The 24,218-nt window shown below is 26.3% G+C and carries 20 protein-coding genes; 11 read left to right on the plus strand and 9 right to left on the minus strand.

Features of this window, described 5'->3' with window-relative positions; genetic code table 4:
• Window positions 1-180 precede the first annotated feature (180 nt).
• The 6 genes from phoU to ACZ91P_RS10570 form a co-directional block, all read right to left on the minus strand.
• Window positions 181-840 carry a phosphate signaling complex protein PhoU gene (phoU, locus tag ACZ91P_RS10545; RefSeq protein ID WP_465155810.1) on the minus strand — a complete coding sequence of 220 codons (660 nt, stop codon included), beginning with the start codon at window positions 838-840 and terminating at the stop codon, window positions 181-183.
• 20 nt (window positions 841-860) lie between these two features.
• Window positions 861-1,670 (minus strand): phosphate ABC transporter ATP-binding protein PstB, encoded by an 810-nt coding sequence (gene pstB / locus ACZ91P_RS10550; protein WP_465155812.1) that lies wholly within the window; start codon window positions 1,668-1,670, stop codon window positions 861-863.
• Window positions 1,670-3,709 (minus strand): phosphate ABC transporter permease PstA, encoded by a 2,040-nt coding sequence (gene pstA / locus ACZ91P_RS10555; RefSeq protein WP_465155814.1) that lies wholly within the window; start codon window positions 3,707-3,709, stop codon window positions 1,670-1,672. The genes pstB and pstA overlap by 1 nt, the downstream gene beginning before the upstream one ends.
• Before the next feature lie 50 nt (window positions 3,710-3,759).
• Window positions 3,760-5,082, minus strand: a complete 1,323-nt coding sequence (ptsS, locus tag ACZ91P_RS10560) for a phosphate ABC transporter substrate-binding protein (RefSeq protein ID WP_465155816.1) — start codon at window positions 5,080-5,082, stop codon at window positions 3,760-3,762.
• Between the two features lie 89 nt (window positions 5,083-5,171).
• A complete protein-coding gene (locus tag ACZ91P_RS10565) occupies window positions 5,172-8,138 on the minus strand; it encodes a chromosome segregation protein SMC (RefSeq protein ID WP_465155818.1) in 2,967 nt (988 codons plus the stop codon).
• 158 nt (window positions 8,139-8,296) lie between these two features.
• Window positions 8,297-8,560, minus strand: coding sequence for a hypothetical protein (locus ACZ91P_RS10570; RefSeq protein ID WP_465155820.1), 264 nt, complete (start codon window positions 8,558-8,560; stop codon window positions 8,297-8,299).
• Window positions 8,561-9,291: 731 nt separating this feature from the next.
• Between ACZ91P_RS10570 and ACZ91P_RS10575 the strand changes: the two genes are divergently transcribed.
• The 10 genes from ACZ91P_RS10575 to ACZ91P_RS10620 are packed head-to-tail and all read left to right on the plus strand — an operon-like array spanning window position 9,292 to window position 18,436.
• Window positions 9,292-9,576: a hypothetical protein gene (locus ACZ91P_RS10575; protein ID WP_465155822.1), complete on the plus strand. Its 285-nt coding sequence runs from the start codon at window positions 9,292-9,294 to the stop codon at window positions 9,574-9,576.
• Window positions 9,531-10,022: a hypothetical protein gene (locus tag ACZ91P_RS10580; RefSeq protein ID WP_465155824.1), complete on the plus strand. Its 492-nt coding sequence runs from the start codon at window positions 9,531-9,533 to the stop codon at window positions 10,020-10,022. The genes ACZ91P_RS10575 and ACZ91P_RS10580 overlap by 46 nt, the downstream gene beginning before the upstream one ends.
• The gene (locus ACZ91P_RS10585) at window positions 10,003-10,401 is read left to right on the plus strand and encodes a hypothetical protein (RefSeq protein ID WP_465155826.1); all 399 of its coding nucleotides are present in this window, start codon (window positions 10,003-10,005) and stop codon (window positions 10,399-10,401) included. Before ACZ91P_RS10580 ends, ACZ91P_RS10585 begins: the two co-directional genes overlap by 20 nt.
• An 11-nt stretch (window positions 10,402-10,412) precedes the next feature.
• Window positions 10,413-10,871: a hypothetical protein gene (locus ACZ91P_RS10590; RefSeq protein WP_465155828.1), complete on the plus strand. Its 459-nt coding sequence runs from the start codon at window positions 10,413-10,415 to the stop codon at window positions 10,869-10,871.
• Between the two features lie 17 nt (window positions 10,872-10,888).
• Window positions 10,889-12,115 carry a hypothetical protein gene (locus ACZ91P_RS10595; protein ID WP_465155830.1) on the plus strand — a complete coding sequence of 409 codons (1,227 nt, stop codon included), beginning with the start codon at window positions 10,889-10,891 and terminating at the stop codon, window positions 12,113-12,115.
• A 36-nt stretch (window positions 12,116-12,151) separates the two neighbouring features.
• A complete protein-coding gene (locus ACZ91P_RS10600) occupies window positions 12,152-13,747 on the plus strand; it encodes a hypothetical protein (RefSeq protein ID WP_465155832.1) in 1,596 nt (531 codons plus the stop codon).
• Window positions 13,748-13,759: 12 nt separating this feature from the next.
• The gene (locus ACZ91P_RS10605) at window positions 13,760-14,695 is read left to right on the plus strand and encodes a hypothetical protein (protein WP_465155834.1); all 936 of its coding nucleotides are present in this window, start codon (window positions 13,760-13,762) and stop codon (window positions 14,693-14,695) included.
• A gap of 15 nt (window positions 14,696-14,710) precedes the next feature.
• Window positions 14,711-14,980 carry a hypothetical protein gene (locus ACZ91P_RS10610; RefSeq protein WP_465155836.1) on the plus strand — a complete coding sequence of 90 codons (270 nt, stop codon included), beginning with the start codon at window positions 14,711-14,713 and terminating at the stop codon, window positions 14,978-14,980.
• Window positions 14,981-14,993: 13 nt separating this feature from the next.
• Window positions 14,994-16,247 carry a hypothetical protein gene (locus ACZ91P_RS10615; protein WP_465155838.1) on the plus strand — a complete coding sequence of 418 codons (1,254 nt, stop codon included), beginning with the start codon at window positions 14,994-14,996 and terminating at the stop codon, window positions 16,245-16,247.
• Window positions 16,247-18,436, plus strand: coding sequence for a hypothetical protein (locus ACZ91P_RS10620; protein ID WP_465155840.1), 2,190 nt, complete (start codon window positions 16,247-16,249; stop codon window positions 18,434-18,436). The genes ACZ91P_RS10615 and ACZ91P_RS10620 overlap by 1 nt, the downstream gene beginning before the upstream one ends.
• Before the next feature lie 24 nt (window positions 18,437-18,460).
• Here the strand turns inward: ACZ91P_RS10620 and ACZ91P_RS10625 are convergent, their stop codons facing one another.
• The 3 genes from ACZ91P_RS10625 to ACZ91P_RS10635 form a co-directional block, all read right to left on the minus strand.
• Window positions 18,461-18,943 (minus strand): hypothetical protein, encoded by a 483-nt coding sequence (locus ACZ91P_RS10625; RefSeq protein WP_465155842.1) that lies wholly within the window; start codon window positions 18,941-18,943, stop codon window positions 18,461-18,463.
• Window positions 18,944-18,945: 2 nt separating this feature from the next.
• Window positions 18,946-20,940 (minus strand): outer membrane protein assembly factor BamB family protein, encoded by a 1,995-nt coding sequence (locus ACZ91P_RS10630; RefSeq protein WP_465155845.1) that lies wholly within the window; start codon window positions 20,938-20,940, stop codon window positions 18,946-18,948.
• A 372-nt stretch (window positions 20,941-21,312) separates the two neighbouring features.
• On the minus strand, window positions 21,313-23,049 hold the full coding sequence (locus tag ACZ91P_RS10635; protein WP_465155847.1) for a hypothetical protein: 1,737 nt from the start codon (window positions 23,047-23,049) through the stop codon (window positions 21,313-21,315).
• Window positions 23,050-23,115: 66 nt separating this feature from the next.
• Here ACZ91P_RS10635 and ACZ91P_RS10640 point away from each other — a divergent pair, with 66 nt between their 5' ends.
• On the plus strand, window positions 23,116-24,096 hold the full coding sequence (locus ACZ91P_RS10640) for an IS30 family transposase (RefSeq protein WP_465155849.1): 981 nt from the start codon (window positions 23,116-23,118) through the stop codon (window positions 24,094-24,096).
• Window positions 24,097-24,218: the final 122 nt, after the last annotated feature.

Consider the following 24,218-nt stretch of genomic DNA (forward strand, 5'->3'; position numbering starts at 1 on the left):
ATTTATTACAAATTTTCATATCTTTTTGTCACCTTTTTTATTTTTTTATATTCATTATAAATTATACTTTTATTTTTAACTATTTAGTAATAAATTTAATTATATTAAATATAAAACTACAAGTAGTAAAAATTCATTGATAATTTTGCATTAAAAATGATCTTCATCATGAAGACAATATTAAATTGGTAATTCAAAATCATAAATTTTTCCTTCAATAATATAAATTAATGTTTCAGCAATATTAATGATATGTGTTCCAGCACGTTCAATTGAACGTAATTGTTGCATTGTTAAAGTAATAACTTTAATTTCTTCTTTTGATTTTGCTTCACGAATTTTTTCAATTAAAGCATCATTTTCAACTTTATAAATATTGTCTAATTCAGTATCATATTTTAAAATATTATATGCTGACTCAATTCGTTCTTCCTCAAAAATATTTGACACTTTTGTTAACATTTCAATGACTTTTGCAACTAATTTTTTTAAAAAATTAATTAACTTTGTTGAAGGTTTATATTTGATATAATAACGACAAATACTTTTTGCATAATCTGCAATACGTTCAACTTCCTTAACAATCAAAATGAAACCAACTATTCGTCGTAAATCTTTTGCAACCATTTGTTGTTTTGCAATTTTTCATAGTGAAACTTCAATGAAAGCCTCTTGCATTTTATTAATTGTTTCATCAGCGGAAATAACACTTTGAGCAAGCTCAACATCATTTGTTTCTAAACATTTAACCATATCATCATATTGTTTTTTTGTCATTGCAATCATATCAATAATCATTTGTTTTGTTTGTGCTAAATCATTTTCAATTTTTATGCTCATATTTTGTCCCCCTCCTTTCGTTATTCAAAACGCCCAGTAATATAATCTTCTGTTTTTTTATTAGCCGGGCGAGAGAAAATAATCTTAGTTTTATTATATTCAATTAATTTCCCTTTTGCAAAAAAAGCAGTATAATCAGCAACTCGTGCGGCTTGTTGCATATGGTGGGTTACTAAAACAATTGTAAAATCTTTTTTTAGTTGGGTAATTAATTCCTCAATTTTTGATGTTGAAATTGGATCTAATGCACTGGTTGGTTCATCCATTAACAAAATTTTAGGTTTCATCGCAATTGCTCGGGCAATACATAAACGTTGTTGTTGTCCCCCCGATAATGCAAAAGCAGAATCTCGTAAATTATCTTTTACTTCATCTCATAATGCTGCTCGTTTTAAACTTTCAACAACAATACTATTAACTAATTTTCGATCACGAACTCCTTGATTCCGTGGTCCATAAGCAACATTATCATAAATTGACATTGGAAAAGGTGAAGGTTTTTGAAATACCATCCCAATGTCTGTTCGTAATTTAACAATATCTGTTTCAGGACTATAAATATTCTTCCCATTAATTAAAATTTCACCTTTAAAAATTGACTTTGGCTCAACATCATTCATTCGATTAAATAAACGCAATAATGTTGATTTTCCTGATCCTGAGGAACCAATAAAAGCAGTAACAGTATGTTCTTTAATTTTCATTGAAATATTAAAAAGAGCCTTCTTGTTTCCTTTATAAAAAAAGTCAACATTTTTTACTTTAATTAAATCTGGATTATTATCTGATGAATCAAATGTTGGATTCTTAATAATTACTTTTGGATCCATTATTTTTCCCCCTTCTTCGTCTTATTTTCTTCATGGCGTTGTTTTTTCTTTGGTACAAATTTTTTTCAAAAATTATTAAAACTTTGTTTTTGATGAAGATAATTTTCTTTTGAAAAGAAAAATTTCAAGTTATTAATTCGATTTTTTCACTTCGCTCTAAATCCAATATTAACATAATTTGGTGCAAATTTCTTCCCTAAAATATGGGTCAAACTATTTGATAACCAAATTAAAACCATAATCGCAAAAGCTAATTCAAACATAATTCGCATTGCTCCTGCTGTTGCTCCTTCTTTCGAGAGCATTAGAATTTGTGTTGTCATACTTGCCCCTGGTGACATAAATCCAGCAATTGGTAACCGTACCGCGGTTCCTAATGTTAAATAAACTGGCGCTGATTCACCAATAACACGCCCAATTGCTAAAATAATGGCAGTAATAATACCTGGCATCGCATTTGGTAAAACAACTTTCAGCATTGTTGATGTTTTGTTAGCTCCTAATGCTAACGAGGCATGTCGCAATGAGTTTTCAACACCTGATAAAGCATCCTCAATACTACGAATCATAATTGGTAAAATAACAATTGTTAAGGTTAAAGCAGAACTTAAAATGGATAATGGTAAACGACAAATACCAATAAAGAAAGCTAATCCAAAAGTTCCATAAATAATACTTGGTGTTGATGATAAAACATCAATTGCAAAACGCACCACTTTTGCAAAAATGCTATTTGGACGGGCATATTCATTTAAATAAATGGCAACCATTAATGATAATGGTATCGCAAAAATTATTGAACAAATAACTAATAACAGAGTAACTAAAAATGTTGAAAGAATTCCTACTCCGCCATCAAAGGTTGATGTTGAAATTAGATCACTTCATACCATTCCAAATAATCCTTTTCAAATAATTGTAGCTAAAATAACTAATGTAAATGATACAACAATTACAGTTGAAGAGATTAAAAAGAACATTCCGATTCCATCTTTAAACTTTTTCAAACCCCTTGTTTTTTCAATATGTTCATAAAATAACTTATTAATTTTATTAGCATTATATGATTTACTTAATCGTAAACCTTTTGTTGTTTTACGAGCATGATAGTTTCGTTTTCGATTATGAAATGCTTGTGATGAAATAATAAAAATATTAATAATACAGACGATAATAAATAATACTAGTCCAATTGCATATAATGCTGATTCATGCATTGGCCCTGAATTTTCCAACATTTCTAATCCAATTGTTGATGCTAAAGTTGCTATTGATGAAAAAATAAAATTAATAAAACCATTTCCAAGTTTTAAACCATCTGGTGCGTTTCCAGCAATCATCATCACCGCCATTGTTTCTCCAATAATCCGTGCAACTCCCATCATAATAGCAGTAATAATTTTAAATCAAGCTGAACGTAAAACAATACGATAATTTGTATGGGTTTTACTTAATCCTAATGCTAATGAACCAAAGCGATATGAATCAGGAACATTTTCTAAAGCATTGATTGATAATGAAATCATAATTGGTAAACCCATAAAAGCTAAAGTAATTGATGTTACTAATAAGTTTGAGGTTGAAGGAGCGCCCATTAACATGAAAAGCGGTCCTAAAATTGCTAAAGCAAATAATCCAAAAACAACAGATGGAATTCCAGCTAGCAATTGGATAATACCAATCACTTTACGTTTAATCCTTGGACTTAAATATTCTGAAATATATAATGATGAAAAAATAGTTAATGGAATTGCAAATAGTAAAGCAATTAATAAGACAAAAAATGTTGCAATAATAATTCGTCAAATACCAAATTGACTATTATTAGCATTTCAAGTATTACCTGATAAAAAGCCTCAAAAACCACCAGAATAATGTTGGAAGAAATAAATTGATTTATAAATGATAAAACCAACTAGAGTTAATAAAATTAAAATTGTTAAAATCGCAAAACAATAAATAATAATTTTTGAAGTAAAATCAATAATTTGTTTTCGTCCGCGAAAATTATTTGTAAAACGAATTTTTCATAATGTCATTTTTTGGGAAAACGGTTGTTTTTCTTTCGTGACTTCTTTCTTGGCCATAGTTAATTCTCCATTCCGTTATATTCATATTCAAAATATGCTTGATATTTTTCGGGAAATTTTTTCACAATAATATCTCAAATACTTTGATAATCTGATTTAAAATTTCAAGCTACTTTTTCACTATCAGTTGTTCTTCCACTTTTTGCAAAAGTTGTATTATTATTATACTTTCGGAAGAAAAAGTCATCAATTGATAATGGTTTTTCGCCTTCTTCCATATATCAATATGCAGCATCATGTGGACTTAACTTAAAATTTGAGTCATAATAAGGATTATCTTTCCCATTTCGTAGTTTTGATTTTGTTTTTGAATATGGTAATGGATCTAACATTCATGCAATAAAAGGTAAGGCATTATTGAATTGTTTTCCTTGATAATTAATAATTCCAGTAAAGGGTCTTGTTAAAGAATAAGCTGGATTAAATTCATAATTATTATCAATAACTTTATATGGTAATTCTGGTTCTGTACTTCCTTTACTAATAACACTAGCAATTGCTTTTGCCCCTAAATCTTCATTGCTAATAATTCTTTTAATATATCAAAAAGAAATATAACCAATTGACCCAGGAGTAGTTAAAATTGCTTGATACATTGAACCATTTGATGAAGCTACTTGATTTGTTTCATATTTTTTGCTTTTAATTACTGCTGATTCAAAAAAATCTCTTGTCCCACTTCCAGACTCACGTGTTAAAGTATAAAATTTATTGCTACCACTACTACAAACTAATTGCGAACCAAAAGCTTGTTGTCAAGTAAAATTTGGATTAGTATAAATCTTACGAATTAATTCAGTTCCTTCTCCACCAAAAAAACTTTGAAATTGTAACGAATCTTGGTGTGGTTTAATTTGACAACCATTTGGTAAATGATATACCAAGATAATATAATCACGGGCAAAAACAAAACGACCAGTATGATAATCTGCTCATAGTTGTTGAGCATTAGAGCGGTTATCCCCTGGTTTAGGCGTTGAATTAACATCTTTTGATAAAAAACCAAAAGCATAACTACCATTTTTTACACCAACTAAGGCAGCAGCACTTCCTAATGAATTATATAAAATATCTTCTTTATTATCACGTTTATATTGTTCCGTAATATTTGCCATTACTTGGGCAACTGATGTACTCCCTCCAGCAACAATTACATTACTCGCCGATGCAATTGTTCAAATAATAATTGATATTACTAATATCAAAGCAGAACCAACTAAAGTAAACATTTTATGATGGCTAATCTCTCCTACTACACTCTTAAGAAAATGTTTTTTTTCTTTCTTTTCCTTAACAGCCTTAGTAGATTCGTTTGGCTTCATTCGTTAAGTTTCCTCCCCTTTATATGGTTTTATTTCTTTAAAACTTATTTATACTAATTGTATCAAAAAAATAAAAAATCATAAATAATTTATGCTTTTTTATTTTCAAGTTTATTCTCAAATTCTTTAATCATTTCAGCAGCTTGTTGTAATTTAATTCCAACAATTTTTGTAACTCCTTTTTGTTGCATTGTTGCCCCATATAATACATCACAATGTTCCATTGTTCCAACGCGATGGGTAACAACAATAAATTGAGTGGTATCAACAAAACTACGAATATACTTAGCAAATCGCTCAACATTTGCTGGGTCTAATGGTGCTTCTGCTTCATCTAAAATTACTAATGGAATTGGTCGGACTTTTAAAATCGCAAAAAGAACTGATAAAGCAACCAATGATTTTTCTCCTCCAGATAATAAATTTAAATTAGTAATATTTTTCCCTGGTGGTGATACTTTAATATCAACTCCTGTTTCTAATAAATTTTCTGGTTCAGTATAAATAATTCTTGCTGAACCACCCCCAAATAATACTTCAAAAGTTGATGGTAAATTCTCATTTACTTCTTTAATTGTTTTATCAAATTGTTCTTTCATAATACTATTCATTTCATCAATTGACTTTAACAAGTTTTTAACCGAATCATTTGCATCGTTATATTCATTATTCATAAATTGAAAACGAGCATTTTCCTCTTTATATTCTTCAATTGCTTCTAAATTAACATTGCCAATTTGAGATAAGTCACTTCGTAACTGTTTAATTTCATCACGAATTAAATCTTCATTATCAATTACCTTTAATTCCAATGTCTTAGCATGGTCATATGTCATTTGATATTCTTCTGTTAGTCTTGTTAGATTTTGCTGAATTTTAACATTAATAATCGATAAATCAGTATTCATTTTGCTAATTTGTTCTTGCAAAGCTGAAATATAATATCGTTTTTCTCCAATTTGATTATTAAGCTCATTGATTACTAATGACTGCTTATCTTTTAAACTACGGGCAACATTTAATTGTTGTTCAATTTTTGTTTTTAAAAGTTCTTTTTGTTTAATTTGATCTGTAATATTAAGCACTGCTTCATTTTTAACTATTTTTGTTTCATTAATATTTTTTGATGTTAGTAACTGATATTCATTTTGCAACTTTGTTTGGTCATACATAATAATTTCAATTTGTCGTTTCCCTGCCCCAATTGAAGCTTGATTTTCAGCAATAACTTCATTAATTTCATCTAATTGTCGTCGAAGCATATTTAATTGTTTTAAAATATGATGATATTCTTTAGTTTGCATTGCTAATTTTTCATTAAGAATTCTTAATTCTTTTTCTGGATTAACAATGGTCATCCGTGTTCGTCGAGAACCCCCTGTAACAGCTCCTTGCGGGCGAACAATTTCGCCATCTAATGTAACAATATTATAACGATATTTTGTTAACTTTCCAATTTCTTGTGCACTATCAAAATCAGTACAAATCAAATAACGACTTAGTAAATAATCAACTGCAATTCAAAATTCTTTTTTTACTTTAACTAAATTATTTCCTAAGCCTAAATATCCTTGCACTGATTTAATTACAAATTCTTCATCACTGTTAAGATAGCGTGGCGATATTACATCTAACGGAATAAATGTTGCTCGTCCAGCACGGTTTTGTTTTAAATATGAAATTGCTCGTTTTGCACTATCAACATTTTTAACTAAAATATCTTGTAAACGCCCACTTAAAGAAGTCACAATTGCTTGCTCATATTTTTCATCAACATTAATAATATCTTGAACTAATCCCATAATTCCAGGCAAAACATTTTTATTATTAATAATATTTTTAACACCTTCATGTAAATTATCCTGATTTTCAAAATTATGTTGTGTACGTTCTAATTCACTTTCTAAACGAATAATTGTTTTATTAATTGCTCCTAATTGCTCATTTAGCCCAGCTTGCTTTGTATTAAAAGTTTCACGTTGAGCACGATATTCTTGTTGCTGTGTTTCTAATGTTGCCAATTTTTCACGTTCATTTTGTAAGTTAACGGTTAATTCATTATAATCATTAACCATATTAGTAATAGTAATATCATTATTAGACATTTTTAAAGCTGCTTCTTTATTATCTAATTCAATTTTATGTACTTTTAAATCACTAATTTCTGAAACTAAACTTTGAAATTCTTTAGTTAAAACATTAATTTTACTATCCAAATTAAAGTTTTCTTTGTTTAATTCATTATATTCAATTTCTTTATTTTTTAATTCTCGATCAGCATCTTGTTTTGTACTAATAATTTTTTTCTGCTGTGAACGTAATTCTAATAATTTGTCATTAAAAAAAGTAATATCTTTTACTAAAACAGCTAATTCAATTTGATTTAATTTATCTTTTAATGTTGTATATTTGATTGCTTTTTCACTTTGTCGTTTCAAACTTGATAATTTACGTTCGATTTCATTTAAAATATCTTTTAAACGTGCTAAATTTTCATTTGAACGGTCCAATTTTTTTAAAGCTTCTAATTTACGGCGTTTATATTTTGCAACCCCAGCAGCTTCTTCAAATAAAGCACGTCGTTCTAATGGTTTTGCTTCTGCAAAAGCATTAATATTTCCTTGTGAAATAATTGCTAATGATGACTTTGTTAAACCACTATCCATTGCAAAATCCTGAATGTCTTTTAAACGAACTCGTTGTTTATTAATAAAATATTCATTTTCACCAGTTCCTCGAAAAACACGACGAATAATTTCGATTTCATCATAGTCCATTGCAAAAATCCGGTTTGTATTATCAAAAATTAGTTTAACTTCTGCCATATTTAATGCTGGTTTTGTTTCTGACCCATTAAAAATAACATCTTCACTATTATTTCCACGAAGTGATTTAATTGATTGTTCACCTAAGCATCAACGAATTGCATCATTAATATTTGATTTTCCGCTCCCATTTGGTCCTACAATTCCTATCATTTCATGATCAAAATTGACTATTAATGGATCAGCAAATGATTTAAAACCAAATGCCTCTAATTTTTTTAAAAATAACACTACTCATCACTTCCTTAAATCTCAAAATTAACAACCAAATTATTCTTTAATAATTATTCTATAAAAGTTTATTATTTGCAACTAAAATTAATAAAAACATCAAAATAAAGTTTCCTAATGAAAAATGAGAGTAAAATTTATTCTTATTTTATTTTCATTTATAAGTACTTACTTTTTCTTATTTTTTTTCTCTTTTTTTCTCTTTTTTGTTCTTTTTGTGTTTTAATAAATAACTTTAATTTTTCTCATCATTGAAAACCATTATTTTGATGATCTGGTAACAATAAATTTAAGAAAATTCCAGTAAATGCTGCTAGTGCAACACCTGTAAATTGTAAATTACCAGTCCCTAAATTAAAATTAAAAACCGCCCCTCCTAAGCCTAACACTAACATAATTGCTGTTACAAAAACATTTTTCATATTTGTATAATCAATTTAAGGCGTCCTGTACGATGAACCGGCAAAAAACAATTCTTGTTAAATTGTTTTTTTATTTTTATATTAAAAAACAAAAATTTATTTGCATTATTCATCGGATAGTATCTTTAAATTTAGAATTTTTATCATAAAACAGATATTATTCTGTTTTCCCTACACAAAATAAACGATATTTTTATAAATTTCCTTTTAAATAAAGGTATTATCCGATGAATAATGCAATCTAAAACTTAATATTTTGATGCTTAAAGATGGATAACTCATCTATGGCACGAAGCCTTAAAGAAATTGTGAAGGCGATTGGATTTACTCTCCTATTTATTTCTTTAATTCTCGACAAGATTAATCACTTGTGAAATGTCAGAGCATGTGTTTTTTGGCTTGTTTTCATAAAAAGAGTGCTGTTAAACCGAAAAAAACAATATCGGACACTAAAAAAACAAGAGGGTTGGAGCTCCAAAAGGTTATTTTCTTTGTATAAAGTTGTCTAGGGATGGATGAAGCGTAATTAATAACTGGGTAAAACTGTTTTACTTCCTTGGGGGATAAACTCTGTCTAAATAATATTACCGCCCCCGCTCACCACCGGAGTGAAGCGGGCGGTGAAATAAATACTAAAATCCAATACATTATTTACTAAATATCAAAACATTAACCAACAAAGGAATTTTTTGTTTATTTAAAAAATAAATAAAAAGAAAGGAAAAAATATTATGCAAGAATATAAAAGTAAATATATCAATAAAACTTGAAATGAAATAAGAACTTCATTTGATTGAGTTAATTGTAAACCAATTGACTGTCGTATTTCACATCATAAAAAGCATTATGATTTACAATGTTTAGAATGAGCAAAAATGTATTTAAATTTATTTGCAGATAAATGAGATGTTATTGCTTCTTATATGCAATATTACAAAATTAACGATATTTTAGATTTAGCATCAGATGGTTGAAAAATATTACAAATTGAGAAAAAAATAAACCAAATAAATTAAAATATATTATTGCAATTGACCCTGCTGGAATTGGACAAACTGGCATTATTATTTATAATATTTTGCAAAAGAAAATAATTAATAATATTACTTTTAATTCCAAAAATGAAGAAGAAGCAATAAATAATATTTATTTAATATTAAATAAATTTAAAAATAACATTTGTTCTTATTTAAATAAAGTTATTGTAATAATTGAAGATTATCAACTTCATAAGGGTTTAAAAATAAAAACTCCATTATCTACTCCTAAATTTATTGGTGGTTTAAAAGTTTTATGCAAATATCTATTTAATTTAAATTATGTTTTACAATCGCCAGTTGTTAAAAAAAATTATGTTTATAAAGGAAATATTAAAATGACAGAGCACGAACACGATGCTTGGAAACATTTACAATATTTTTTAGCAAAAGGAGTTGATAAAAATGGCACAAACAAAAAGTAATTTACCTAAAAAATCAATAACCAATAAACCTAAAATGAAAAATAAAAGAGTTAATAAATTAGAATTAACTGTTAGATTACATGAAAATCCTATTAAAACTAAAATTAAGGCATTGGTTGCTGGTGGTGTTGAAGTTGATGCTTGCTCTGCTAAATGTCAATGAGACGGATTAAATTATTCAACATTATCAATATATAGCCCATCTATTTTAACCGAGTTTTTGAAATTAAAAAAAGATGATGAGATAAAAATTAAAGGCTCAGTATTTAATCAGTTAAATATAAAAACTAAACGCTATTTTTTATCTTTTCGAGTCGATAGTTTCGAAATTATACAAAAAGCAATTAGAAAAAGAACAAATACAAATATTAAAAAATAGGAGGAAAAATAATGGCATTAAAAAATGTAAAATATGTTCTTATTGATGAAAATAATGAACCTATTAAAAATGAAGATGGTGGTTTAGATATTAAAACTGCTGAAATTATTTTAGAAAATACTGCTAAAGTTGAAAAATTTAATGCAAGTAATTTAGAAAATAATAATCAGCAAATCAACGAACTACAAACAAAAAATACTGAATTAACTTCACAAATTGAACAACAAACAATTCAATTAAAACAAATTGAAGCAATTGACTTTATTAATTCTTTAACTGATAATGAAGAATTTAAAAATGTTTTATTAAAGTCTTATGATATTAATGATGATATTGAAGTAATTAAAACACACTTACAAAGTGTCTATGATGAATTAATTAAGGTACAAACAGTTAATACTGGTGGTGTACCAAAAGTAAAAAGCAAAGAAAATAATATTTTAGATACAGACAATGTATTTAATAAATAGAAAGAAGGAAATAAATTATGTCACAAAACCCACAAAGAATTTTCGGAGATATTGCTAATCAAGCAACAAAACAAGACCTAGAAACATTTGAACAATGATATTTACAAACTTATCAACAAAAATTTAGTTGAGAAGCTTTATTTGCGTGAAAAGAAGCAAATAAATTTGGTTTAACATATAAAAGAAAGAAAAATATTAAATATAATGAAGGTTTGGGAAAAGATGGACAAGTATTTAATACGGATGATAATTTATTAAAATATTCAACAGTGGAATTTGAAGATGGAATTGTTGAATTAGATACAATTTTAACTTTTGCTCGTAAATTAGATCCCGTAGAAAGTGATTTTAATCCTAATCTTTGGGCTGCTGATATTGAACAAGCGATGGATACTGAGGTTGCTTATAAACGCAATAAAATTTTAGAAATTATTAATAAAGGAACAGTTACAACTATTCAAGGAAAAAAAGCGGATGATACAAATGCTTTACAAATCCACGATGAAATTATGGATAAAATATATGAAAATGGCTTTACTCCATCAGAAACTGTTGTTTTAGGTTCGGCTGATTTTATTCGTGAAATTCGTAATAAATTACAGTTACAACTTGGAGCAAACGACCAAATAAATAGTGTAATAACAACGAGCGGAGCAATGAAAACTGTTGAAGGAACAACATACTATATGGTTCCTAAAAAATTACCAATTATTAATAAAGATGGTTCAGAAGGAACAATTGAATTATTACCAAATGGAGTTAATGCAATTGCCTTTAAATTTAGTAAAAAATATGACCCCCTTATTTTACGCAAAAAAGACCATACTCCGTTAAGAGTTGGTGCTGCTGCGTTAGGTACTGGTATGGGTAATACTTTAATTATGGAAAGAGTTTTATATTTAGGTGGAGCAATAGTTGAACCTAAGGGAATTATTAAACATATTATTGCAAAAATTGATATTAGTAAAATTAATAAATTAGATAAACCAACTATTCATGTTGCAGACCCAACAAAAGCAACGGCCGAACAGTTAAAACCACAATTTAAAGATGTTGTTTTAAAAGCGGTAAAAGCAGTAGATAGTTCTTTAACTGAAAATGATTTTGATTACTTTATTGAAAGTAAAGGTGAAGATTGACCAATTAATATTACAAATGATAAAACTGTTGCAGTTCAAATTGAAGCTAAAAACAACGCTATTGGTCAAACAAATCCGATTGATGTTAAAATTAAAAATTCTTAATAGTACTAAAAAATAGTACTTTTTCGTTTAATAGATATGCCAATTGGAACATCTAAAACAGCCCTTATTTATGCTGTTAAAAAAAATCCAACTAGATTGTCAATCCAACAACAAGAAAAAAATTTTGGTTTACAATTATTAGAATTTTTAGGAATTCAAGTTTTAGCCCTCGGTTTATCGGTTTTGACTGGTGGTCTTGCTTCTGCTGTTGGGTTGGGTGCTGGCTTATCTAATTTCGCTGCAGCATTTATTTCATTTGGAGTAGAAACAGCAACCGATTTTGCCGTAAATCAAATATATGATAGTTTAACATCAGAAGTAACAGCAAAAAGTACCACCTTAAATTTGTTACCGGCAATTGGCTGAATTGGTAAATTAACGCGTGCTTCTCGGACAACTAGAATTTTAAAATTAGCAAAAGAAACTAAACTACTTGAAAAATTAGGTGTAATAACTGCTAATAATTTAGAAGATATTGTAAGGCAAGTTACAGGTAAAAAAATTTTATCTGATAAATTAATATTTGATTTTACAAAGCAGGCTAATAATGAAACTTTATTATATACAATTGGAAAATTAGCTCGAAATGATTTTTATAAAGGTTTTAAAGTTTCTAAAATAAACACAATTAATAATTTATTAAAAATTGAAAAAAATATTCAAAAAATAAGCCCTAAATTAGTTCAAAAAATACCACGCGTAAATGAAAAAAATGCTAATAAATGATTGTCTGAATATGGATTAAATATTGATAAAATAAGCAAAATTAGTACTAATAAATGATACAACATTATGACTAATCTTCATAAAAAAGGTGTTGGTAAAAATCTACTATTAAATGCTAATTTAATGCGGGGCAGTAAAATATATAATAATAAATTATTAAATATTTTGCATCAAACACCAATTAAATTAAATAAAATTTTGAATCATTTAAACCCAAATTTTTATATTCAAAAAGTAACTAAAAAATTATTAGCCCCAATTGAAAAACAAATAATTGCCATTAAACAAAAAGTAATTAATAAAATTACTGATAAAACTAAAAAAATATTGTCTAAATTTGAAACTAAGGCTATTAAAAAAGGCCAATTATTACCTTTTGCTTATGGTTCTGATGTTTTTTTAGCAGTAAAAATTGTTCCTTTATCAGTTGCGGGCGAAGTTGCTTTAACAATATATTATAAAAACCCCAAATATGCCCCTATTGTCGTTATGACAACCTTAATCAAAGCAGAGCAGTTTGTTTTGGCTCCTGAACCGTTTAAATTATATATGAACAGTGAGTGATTTGTTGGCTGGGGATTTAAAAAAACAAGTTTGTTTAATTTAGTTTCTTTTGCCCCGATTGCTTATCAACAAATAGTAAAAGATAGTTTTAAAATATATCGAACAATTGCTAAGATATTAAAGTTGCAAGAACAATTTAAAAATAACTTTAATAAAGATAAATTGTTAAATACGCTAGAAGATAGTGTGGTTACTAGTTTATTGGGTAATGGACTAGTATTTCAAACATACAAGCAACTAATAACAAAACAAAATTTAAACAAAACAATTAAAACAAAAACATTACTAAATAGTAAAAAATTTATATTAAAGAAAATATATTCTAAAAAAAGTAAATGATAAGGAGATGATTAAATGTTAAATGAATTATGACAAAATGTTACTTTGGAAAATTATAATAATTTTAATCCAATGACAGGTAAAATTACACAAATTTTAGTTCGTTATAATAAGTTCTTTAAAGGTGATGTAGAATTATGATTTAAAACATTTGCTTTAAGATCCCAAAATATGATTAATTCTTACTTAAACTATCCATTTTCAAAATTAAAGTTTGAAACATTTAAAGACCCGTTATTAAAGAAAATTTGTATTAATATGGTGTTTATTACGATTGAGCATTGAACATTTAATCGTATTCCAATTGAGTTTTTTACTTCAGCAAATATGAGTGTTGGTGATATTAATTATTCTTCACAAAATGACCCTATGGCAACATGGCAAGGTCTATTGCCTACCTATGCAAAATCATTGGCTAATTTAACAACTTTAAAGAAAATGTTTCGTACTTTTCAAGAAGAAGGTATTGATTTAACAATGATTGATTTAGAAGCATATTATACTCAATTAGAAATTGATGCTTTATTAGATAAACTTGTTATAGAAAAAATTAAAGATGAAAAACTTGCAAAAATAAAAGAAGAAATTTTAGATGAATTAAAAAAATCAATTGTTATACCAAATGTTCCAGATTGAGAAATTGTTGATACTAGTGATTTTAAAGTTGGTCAAAAAGGATATACTATTCCTAATTTTGATAAAGAAAATTATATTTATAGAATTTGAGCCTCAGGAAAAAATATCAAAGGAGATTTAGAGAGTCAAGGGATGTTGCAAACAAGGCATAGTTTTATACAAACAATAGGTGTTATATATGATCAAATAGGTGTTAATAGTGCATGTTTAGCATTATCTATTAATCCTGATGGATTGATTAATATTGGAGTCAATGGTCCAGCAACATTTAGACCTTTGGGATTTGTGTTTATTGAAAGAAAAAAAGTAAGTTAGAAAGGAGATGATTTTATGCCAAAAGTAAATATTAAAGATGTAATTATGTTTTTGAAAATCTTTGGAGTTTCATTATTGTTTTTTATCGCAGGAATTATTATTTGTTTTATAGGAGAAAAAACATTAGGTATTTCTTGACCAGCATATGTTATTGTTTCAGCAATGCTTATCGGAGCTGGAATTATAGTTTTGATTATTGAAACAATTAGATTTATCAAAACACATAACAAACAACAAAAACAAGATAGTATTGAAGATGTTATTAAAAAAGAAGAAACAAAATAAAGAGGTGTTATAAATGGGATTGTTGCCAGCAAAAAAGAAATTAAAAAAGAGTTATGATATTGATAGTTATTATCTTAATTTAGCATCAACGATTACTAATCGTAAAAATGTTACTGTTCAAAAACATAATGAAATTTTAGAAAAAAGAATTTGTGAAGATAATGCTAATTTTTTAAATCCACGTGATTTAGAAATTAGCATTTATAATCCACTTACTAATCAACAATTAGATACTAAATTAATTAATAACTTTTTAAAGATGCAAGACTTTACTAATAAAAATTGATATAACGAATATAAAATTAATAAGAATGGTAAGGGTGCATATTTTATTTTTGCTAATACTTCAAAACTTAATTTTATTACTATTGATTTTTACAATGACCAATATGATGAATTAGGTAATTTAGTATCTTGCACTTTTGTTTATGACCCTTTTCTTAAAAATGACCAGAGTATTTTTATTACTGAAAAATTAGAAATTGATTATGTAACTAAACAAGTAAAAGTTATTAGAAAGTTAAAAACACGATTATATAGTACTATTACCGACCTATATATTGATGATACTAAATGAAAAAACTATACAACATTACAAAGAGAAGAAATATTGCCACTTAATTTTATTCCAATTCAAATTATTCCTAATAACCCTAATTTTGAGCCTTCTGCTCGTTATGGTAAACAATTTGCTAGTATTTTAGATATTATTGCTGAAAAGATAATGTTAGATCCATTATTAAATAGTGGTAAATTTACTATTAATACTAACGGCGTGACTGGTGTGGTTGACCAAGAAATTAGTAAAATGCTGGCATCATTTATTGAAAATGACTTGTTATTAGTTGAAGGAGACCCTGATAGTAATTTTCAACCAGTAGACTATATTGCTGGTAATTTTAAAGGTGAGCAATTAACTAAAATATATGATTGATTATTAACAAATTACTATAAAATAAATCGCCATCATGTTCCCGCCATTGCTAAGGGGGCTCAACAAACTCAGGCAGAAGTTGCTGGTGTAAATATTCAAACAAACGCATCATACGAACAAATGATATATATTAGAGAAATTAAATTAACTGAATTTATTATTAAGTTAATTAAATATGATAATGCGATTTTAAACAGTAGAACATTCAATATTAAGAATATTGATGAGTTAATTGTTGATGTTCGTTTACCAGTAAATGCTACTTTAAACAGACAATTAAAAAACAACGAAACTATTATCAATATGTCTAATGAAGAAGGAGAACAAGAATAATGTTAAAACCATCTGAAAAAATGTTAGCACAATTAGCAGAAAATGATGAACCAATTGACTATTCAATTGATAGTATTCCATTAGATTTTGCTAGTCAATCGCAGTACAGTGACCCCGATTTAGAACAGTTATTTACTGAAGATCGTGCAAGAACCTTATATATTTATAAAATTAATAATCTTGTTAAGACAAAGCAAAAACCAACCTTAAACTACTCTCAAAATAGCGTTAAAATCGGTTTTATTGACAAAGATGAATATATTAAAATTATCGGGTATGAAATTAGTGATTTTAATTTTAAATTACAAATTCAACAAAATACCACAGTCCAAGATAATAGTACAAGTTATGTAATGATTGATGAAAAAGATATTTTAATTAATGATATTTCAAAAAAAGACAAAAAATTTATAGAATCTTATGATTTAAAAATAGTTTCTATCAATGAACCAATTAGTGAAAAAAATAAAAATGAATGTTATATCATTGAAGAATATAAACGCCCTTATTCACCTAATGGTGTAGACATTATCAAATCTACTCATTTAGTTAAAATAACTGACTTTAAATGAAAAAACCAAAATAGTATTCATTTAGTTTTACAAAAATCATTGCCCGAAGATACTGTTTTTACTGGGATTGAAATTAAATACCCTAAATCAATGTTATTTGGAAATATTAAGTGTTGAGGCAATGTCAATGGTGTTTATTCTTATCCATCATCAAATATTGAAAACGCTAGTTTAGTACCTTTACTATCAATGCCCATTGAAACAAACCCTAATTTAAGAGTATTTCAATATTGATTTACCGAAAGTTTTTTATCATGAAGTATTGCAAAAAACTATATTCAAGGTAAAGATATTTTAGATTTAATAAATAAAAATGGTTTAGATAAAGTTTTATTGAATTATTTAACATATCGTTATAATTATGACCGTAAATTTCAAGGGGCAAAATACGATGAAAAAGGTAATCCTACTAATAAAGCGGCTGAATTACGCCAAAAATTTGAAGGACAAAAACCAGAAGATGTTATTGATGGTTTATTTGAGAACTGAAAACTAGATAATCCTACATCGCTTAATGACAGTGCTGTTAAAAAATTTAAACAAATTATCTATATGTTATCAAATTATACATATAGTAAATATGCAATTAATAAAGGCTATAATGATGATGTTAAATTATTTGCCCCTTATTATTTTGAATTAATATCTAATCCAAGAGAGGTAGAAACTGGATATTGAGAATTTGAACATTGTAAAGTTAAATTAAATTCATCATATTTTAATTTTAGTGGTGGCTCTACTCCACCAACATCAATAAATTATTGAGAAGAAGTTCATCCTGATGACCAACCATTTAATACAGTTGATAATAAATATTATTTTGTAGTGTGGCGTGGTGAAAAAACTGATGATTGAAGAATTATTAAATTTAAACACTCTGATTTGCAAGAAAAGATTTTAGATAGTTATAATAGATTTAAACTTAAACTAAAAATAGGTCTACATCCTTACCCAGATTTAGTTATTGATGTAAATATTTTTAATCATGAGTGATGAGAATTTAATATCAATATTTATTTTAAATCTGTTTATCGATGAAATAATGATAGTGAACCAAACACACCATTTATTTCACCTAAAACTGGACAAATTACAGATTGAAATTTAAAGCAACAAGTTAATATTAATAACAACAAAAATAATGAAATTAAAGTAAATGTTAAAAATAATGATATTTCAGAAAACCTCATTTATCAATTAGAAGCAAATTATTTTAATTGACTATCAATAACAAATGAATTAGAAACAAATAGCATTCCTTCTCTTATTCCTGCTGAAATTAAATTATCAGATGGAGAATATGGCAAATATTTAACTAATTTAATTGTTTCTAACTACAAAATAGAAGAATATTTAAACTATTTTTCACAACGATATAGATTAATTTATTCTAAGGCGGTTTGGACAAGTATGACTAAAAATTTAGTTGAAAATAGTATTAAAATAACTTATAATGTTAAACTATTTATTTTAAATCAAATTGAAATATCTGGGATATGGGGTTATGGAAATTATGATATTACAATTTTTACTGAAAAAGAACAAATTAATATTAATAAGTTAAAATTATTTAATAAGAACAATGAAAAATTATCATTTATTACATTAGAAATATAAAAAGTCATTTTAATAAATGACTTTTTAACTAACTTGGATTACACCGCCTTTATTAACTATTAAATTAGGTTCTTGTGAATATGAATTTCATCGATAAACAGATTTAAAATAAATATTGATATTAAATTCTCATCACTCATGATTAAAAATATTTACATCAATAACTAAATCTGGGTAAGGATGTAGACCTATTTTTAGTTTAAGTTTAAATCTATTATAACTATCTAAAATCTTTTCTTGCAAATCAGAGTGTTTAAATTTAATAATTCTTCAATCATCAGTTTTTTCACCACGCCACACTACAAAATAATATTTATTATCAACTGTATTAAATGGTTTTTCTTGTGGTGCTATTCATTCTAAAATACCGTCTTTTGTATTTATATTTTTTTTGTTTTTTAGTTCTTGTAATTGTTCTTCGGTTATATTTGTATTACAAGAAACTAAACTTGTTGTACTTGTTCCAATTAAAGTGATTGTACATAAAAAAGTTAATATATTTTTCATTTTTATAAATTAACTATTTTTGTTTCACTGCTAGAATCTTGTTCAAAACCACAAGTATATTTTGTTACAATTTTTCCTGTTCACGTAATTGAATTATCTTGATTATTTATAGTAATTTCTTTTGGCAAAAGATCATTTTCTTTCAATAAAATCATAATTTCTTTAATAGAAATATTTAATGTTTCATAATTATTATTTTTATTAATTAATGCACTAATTGAACCATTAATTTTTTTTGTTAAATTTCAAATATCTTCACAATTATACTTATAAATTTTACTATTATAAATAAGTTTTTTATTAGGGGCAATTGAAATTTGTTGAGATTTAATTGTTTTTTTACTAATTCCTTTTTTTTCTTCTTTTCTTATATTTGAAGAATTAAAACTATTTTCTAATGTTATTTCTGTAGAATAAGAACTTTCATTTGAAAAACTATAATCTGTTCTAGTTTCACCAGATAATCTAAATCCACTTCCAAAAAATTTTGCTTCAGCGTCTACTCCAACAGTTATTCCAAAACTGCCTATATTTCCTGTTGTTTTAGTTGTTGTTTCTGATTTTCCCTGTGTAATACTTAATCCTTTTTGAATTTCAATTGATTTTGTAATTTCTTCACTTATCTCATCGTCTGGAGAATTATAAATTATTTCCTTTTCTGAGGTATTTAATTTTTCTTCGTGATAATTATAAAAGGGCAATAATATTTTTTGTTGTTGTTTTGAAAGTGTTTTAATTGCTTTTGTTTCGATATAATTTAAATTATCTAAATTTATACTAGAAATATTTTTAATATTAGAGTTAATATTTTGTTTTTTATAATATATATATGATCCTATTCTTATTTGTTCTTGCAAATTAATAATATCAGACTCAATTAATTCTAATGGATTATATTCATAAACATTACCATCCGCTGAACCAAAGTACACTTTATTATTTAAGACAACACCAGAAGATTCAATTACACTACCAGCTGTTATAACAATTTTTTGACTTCCTGTTTCTGGATCATATTCATATACCTTATGATCATAAGATCCAAAATAAACTTTATTATTTAAGACAACACCAGAAGATTCAATTGCACTACCAGCTGTTATAACAATTTTTTGACTTCCTGTTTCTGGATCATATTCATATACCTTATGATCATAAGATCCAAAATAAACTTTATTATTTAAGACAATACCAGAAGAATAAATACGCCCATTTGTATTAATAACTATTTTTTGTTGTCCGGTTGCCGGATTATATTCATAAACATTATTATCTCATGAACCAAAGTACACTTTATTATTTAAGACAACACCAGAAGAAACAACACCCCCATTTGTATTAATAACTATTTTTTGTTGTCCGGTTGCTGGATCATATTCATAAACATTATTTCATACTGAACCAAAGTACACTTTATTATTTAAGACAACACCAGAAGAAACAACACCCCCATTTGTATTAATAACTATTTTTTGTTGTCCGGTTGCAGGATTATATTCATAAACATTATTATCTCATGAACCAAAGTACACTTTATTATTTAAGACAACACCAGAAGAAACAACACCACCCCCATTTGTATTAATAACTATTTTTTGTTGTTCGGTTGCTGGATCATATTCATAAACATTATTATCTCCTGAACCAAAGTACACTTTATTATTTAAGACAACACCAGAAGAAACAACACCCCCATTTGTATTAATAACTATTTTTTGTTGTCCGGTTGCTGGATTATATTCATAAACATTATTATCTCATGAACCAAAGTACACTTTATTATTTAAGACAACACCAGAAGAATAAATACCCCCGTTTGTTGTAATTACAATTTTTGTTATTCCAGTAATTTTATTTTCATTATTTTGTCTTTTATTTCTAATTATTAAATTTTCTAAATTATTTTCTTTTTTTTGATAAGGATTAGCGGCAATTGTTGTGGGTACAGTACTTACGCTAATTGTAAATACACTTAATAAACTTAAAAGTTTTTTCAATTTTTATAATTTCCTTTCTTATCTTGAAACTTTTTTATCAAGATCTATTGACATTATATATATATATATATATATACAAGCACTTTTTTTAAATATATTTTAGAAAGGAGGTTAAATATGATTATTATCCTAGTTATATTACACTAATCTGGGCTCGCGGTGATTTTTATAATTTTGTAAAAAATGCCTTAAAGTTTAAAAAAAATTTGCCGCGCTTTTCAAAATACTTGGGAAAAATTCTAAGCGTTAAGCGAAGAATTTTATAAAGGTTCCCAAATTTGTTTGAAAGAACCTCAAAATCTTTTTTAACTTGTAAGTCATTTTATCACAAAAATTTAAGAAAATCAACCGCTCGCCCAATAACAAAATTAGTTATAATCCCATTTTAAAACGATATGGATAAGAACCATAAAACAAAGCATCGTATGGGTCGTGGTACATTTTACTATTGGGTGTGTTTGTTTTGGTATCACTAAATCTTAGTTCACTAATGCACTTATCTAAAAATGGAAATTTATCTAAAATACCATATATTTTGCCTTGAACAAACATTTTTCTTATTCATGTTACGCGATTGATTATACCTGCTTCTTTATTAAAAGATGTCTGATGTTTTTTGGCTTTAAACATCTTAATTTTATAGCCTAAATAAGGGTAAATATCTTCTTGTAATTTTTGCATAAAGTCGTGTGCATTAATATCATAATGAAATGTAGCATATTCAAAACCATCAAATTTATCAAATGTATTAATTATTCATTGTCCGTAATGTTCAACTATTTCGTTTAAATTCATGGAATTTTTTGGTGTAACAACATTTTCTTCAATTAAATATTTATCATATTCATTATTTTCATTAATTTTATAACCACTAAATAAAAACACCGTGTGGTCTTCACTACCATTAGCATAATCAACGCCAATTGAATAACTATCAAATTGATATTGTTTTGTATTTGGATTATAAAAATCTTGTAAATTATATTCTTTAATATATTTACGATAATTTCGTAAAACATAAATACTGGGGTCATTATCGTTATATTCAAATCCGTAGTATTCAAGTTCAAATAAATCAGGCCGTTCTTCTTTGTTTGTTAAAACAAGTTTTTTAGTAATATTAGGTATTTTATTTCAAACAGCACCCATTGTTAATCGTAAATTAAAAATACCCAAACCATTAAATGCTTGTTTGTTTTCTGAATATACTTGATTGTGTTCTTTTAAAATATTTTTAATCCTTTCATTTAAAGGTAAATATGGCGTTACAAATTTTTCATAAAAGACATGGTATTTATCAAAAGGATTAAAAGTAAATTGATTAGAATATGTTTTATGAAAATATGTTGTTACTATTATGTATTGTTTTGCTATGTTGTCTCATTCTTGAAATGTCCAAGATAATTCTTTTACTGGAATAGGATTATCTAAATTATATTGTTCATTATCATTTTCATCAGTATATTTTTCATAAGATACTTTTAAACTTTTAGAACGAAACATTGAAACTCTTAAATTATTATATCTTTTATCTAGTTCTTTATCAGTTAAAATTTCTTTTTCTTCAGCATGTATCATTTCATCTGTCCATGCTGATATAATACCGCTACCTTTACCAACTTTTCCCATAATTTTATTACCATTTGCATAACCCGCAAAAGCAATGCGAACACCACTAGGAAAAACAATTTCGCCACCTTCTTTAACATTTTTAGGTCAAACAATACCATTTTCATTGTCGGGTCCTATATCAATCCCATATTTATCATATAAATAGTTACAGACATTAATTGTATCGCCAAATGTAGTATCTTCGTGAGTGTTGGCATATCTTCGTAGAATATTAGATGAAGCATCGGTAAAATTACAAGCAAAAAATAATTTTTCTGCTAAATGATTTCATGTTTTATTAGTACCACGCCCCGCTGAAACAAACTTAAAAAAAGTTGGCGAAGTAAAATATCGGGCATAACTATCTCCAACAAAGTCTTTAAATACTTCTCAATCAAAACCAAAATTATAGTCACTAAAATTTAAATCATATTTTTTATTTAAATGTTTATAACTAGTAATTCGTTTTTTGTTATTAATTTTACTAAATTCTTGCATATTTATTGACCTCTTTATTTTAAAGATAATACATTATAAGAAAAAATGAAAGGAATTTGTATAAAAATGAGAAAATTTAAACATTTAATATTTGATGAACGATATTTATTTAAAGATTTATTATTATCTGATACTTGTAAAAAGAAAAATGGCACAATTAATTTATCTGAAATATCACGACAAACGGGTCGTGGAGTTAATACTGTTAAAAGAGAAATAAATCGATTTAAAAATATACAAGATTATAATCCATATCAAGCACAAAAAGATTATAAACAAAAACGTAAAAAATGCATTAAAAAACTACCTAAATTTACAAAAGAGCAGTTATATTTTATTAAAATAAGATTTAATAAATACCACGATACACCCGAACAATTAATTTATCGTTATTTCTTGGAGTTTGGTGTTAAATTTCCTGCTTGTGTTAAAACATTGTATAAATGAATTCGCTTAGGTGAATTTGGATTAAAAAAAGAAAATTTACCCCATCGTGGTAAAAAATATAAAACAAAAGGAAAAACTGATAATCGTGGTAAATTAACCAACTTTAAATCAATTTGAGATATTGAAAATAAAGTTTCTAATGTTGGATGATTTGAAATGGATACTGTTGTAGGAAAAGACCATCAATCTAGTAATTTAGTTTTAGTAGAACAATCAAGTAAAAATTATTTTGTAATGAAATTAAAAAATAATACTGCTAATGAAGTTTTAGAAAAATTTAAAGATATTGCTAAAAATAATAATTTAATTGGAAAAATTAAAGGAATAATAACAGATCGTGGAAAAGAATTTAGTAAATGAAAAGAAATGGAAATATTTGCTGAGACACAAGTTTATTTTTGTGACTCCGGTAAACCACAACAAAAACCATTAATTGAGCATATGAACGGTGAATTTAGATATTGACTTTCTAAGGGAATTGATTTTAATAATATTAGTCAAAAAATGATAGATTGAGTAGTTAATGTTATAAATGATAAACTCCGACCATGTTTAAATTGACTAAGTGCAAAGACAATGTTTTTACAAAATTTTAAATAAATTTATTAGTTAAAATTTAATAAATTATTTTTTAGTGTGCTTAAATATGAATAAAATAAGATAAAATTACAAAAATTTAATTTTTTCTGAAAAAGTTGTTGCAATTTATCAAAAATATTTTA

Source organism: Spiroplasma endosymbiont of Halictus nicosiae, from assembly GCF_978018445.1.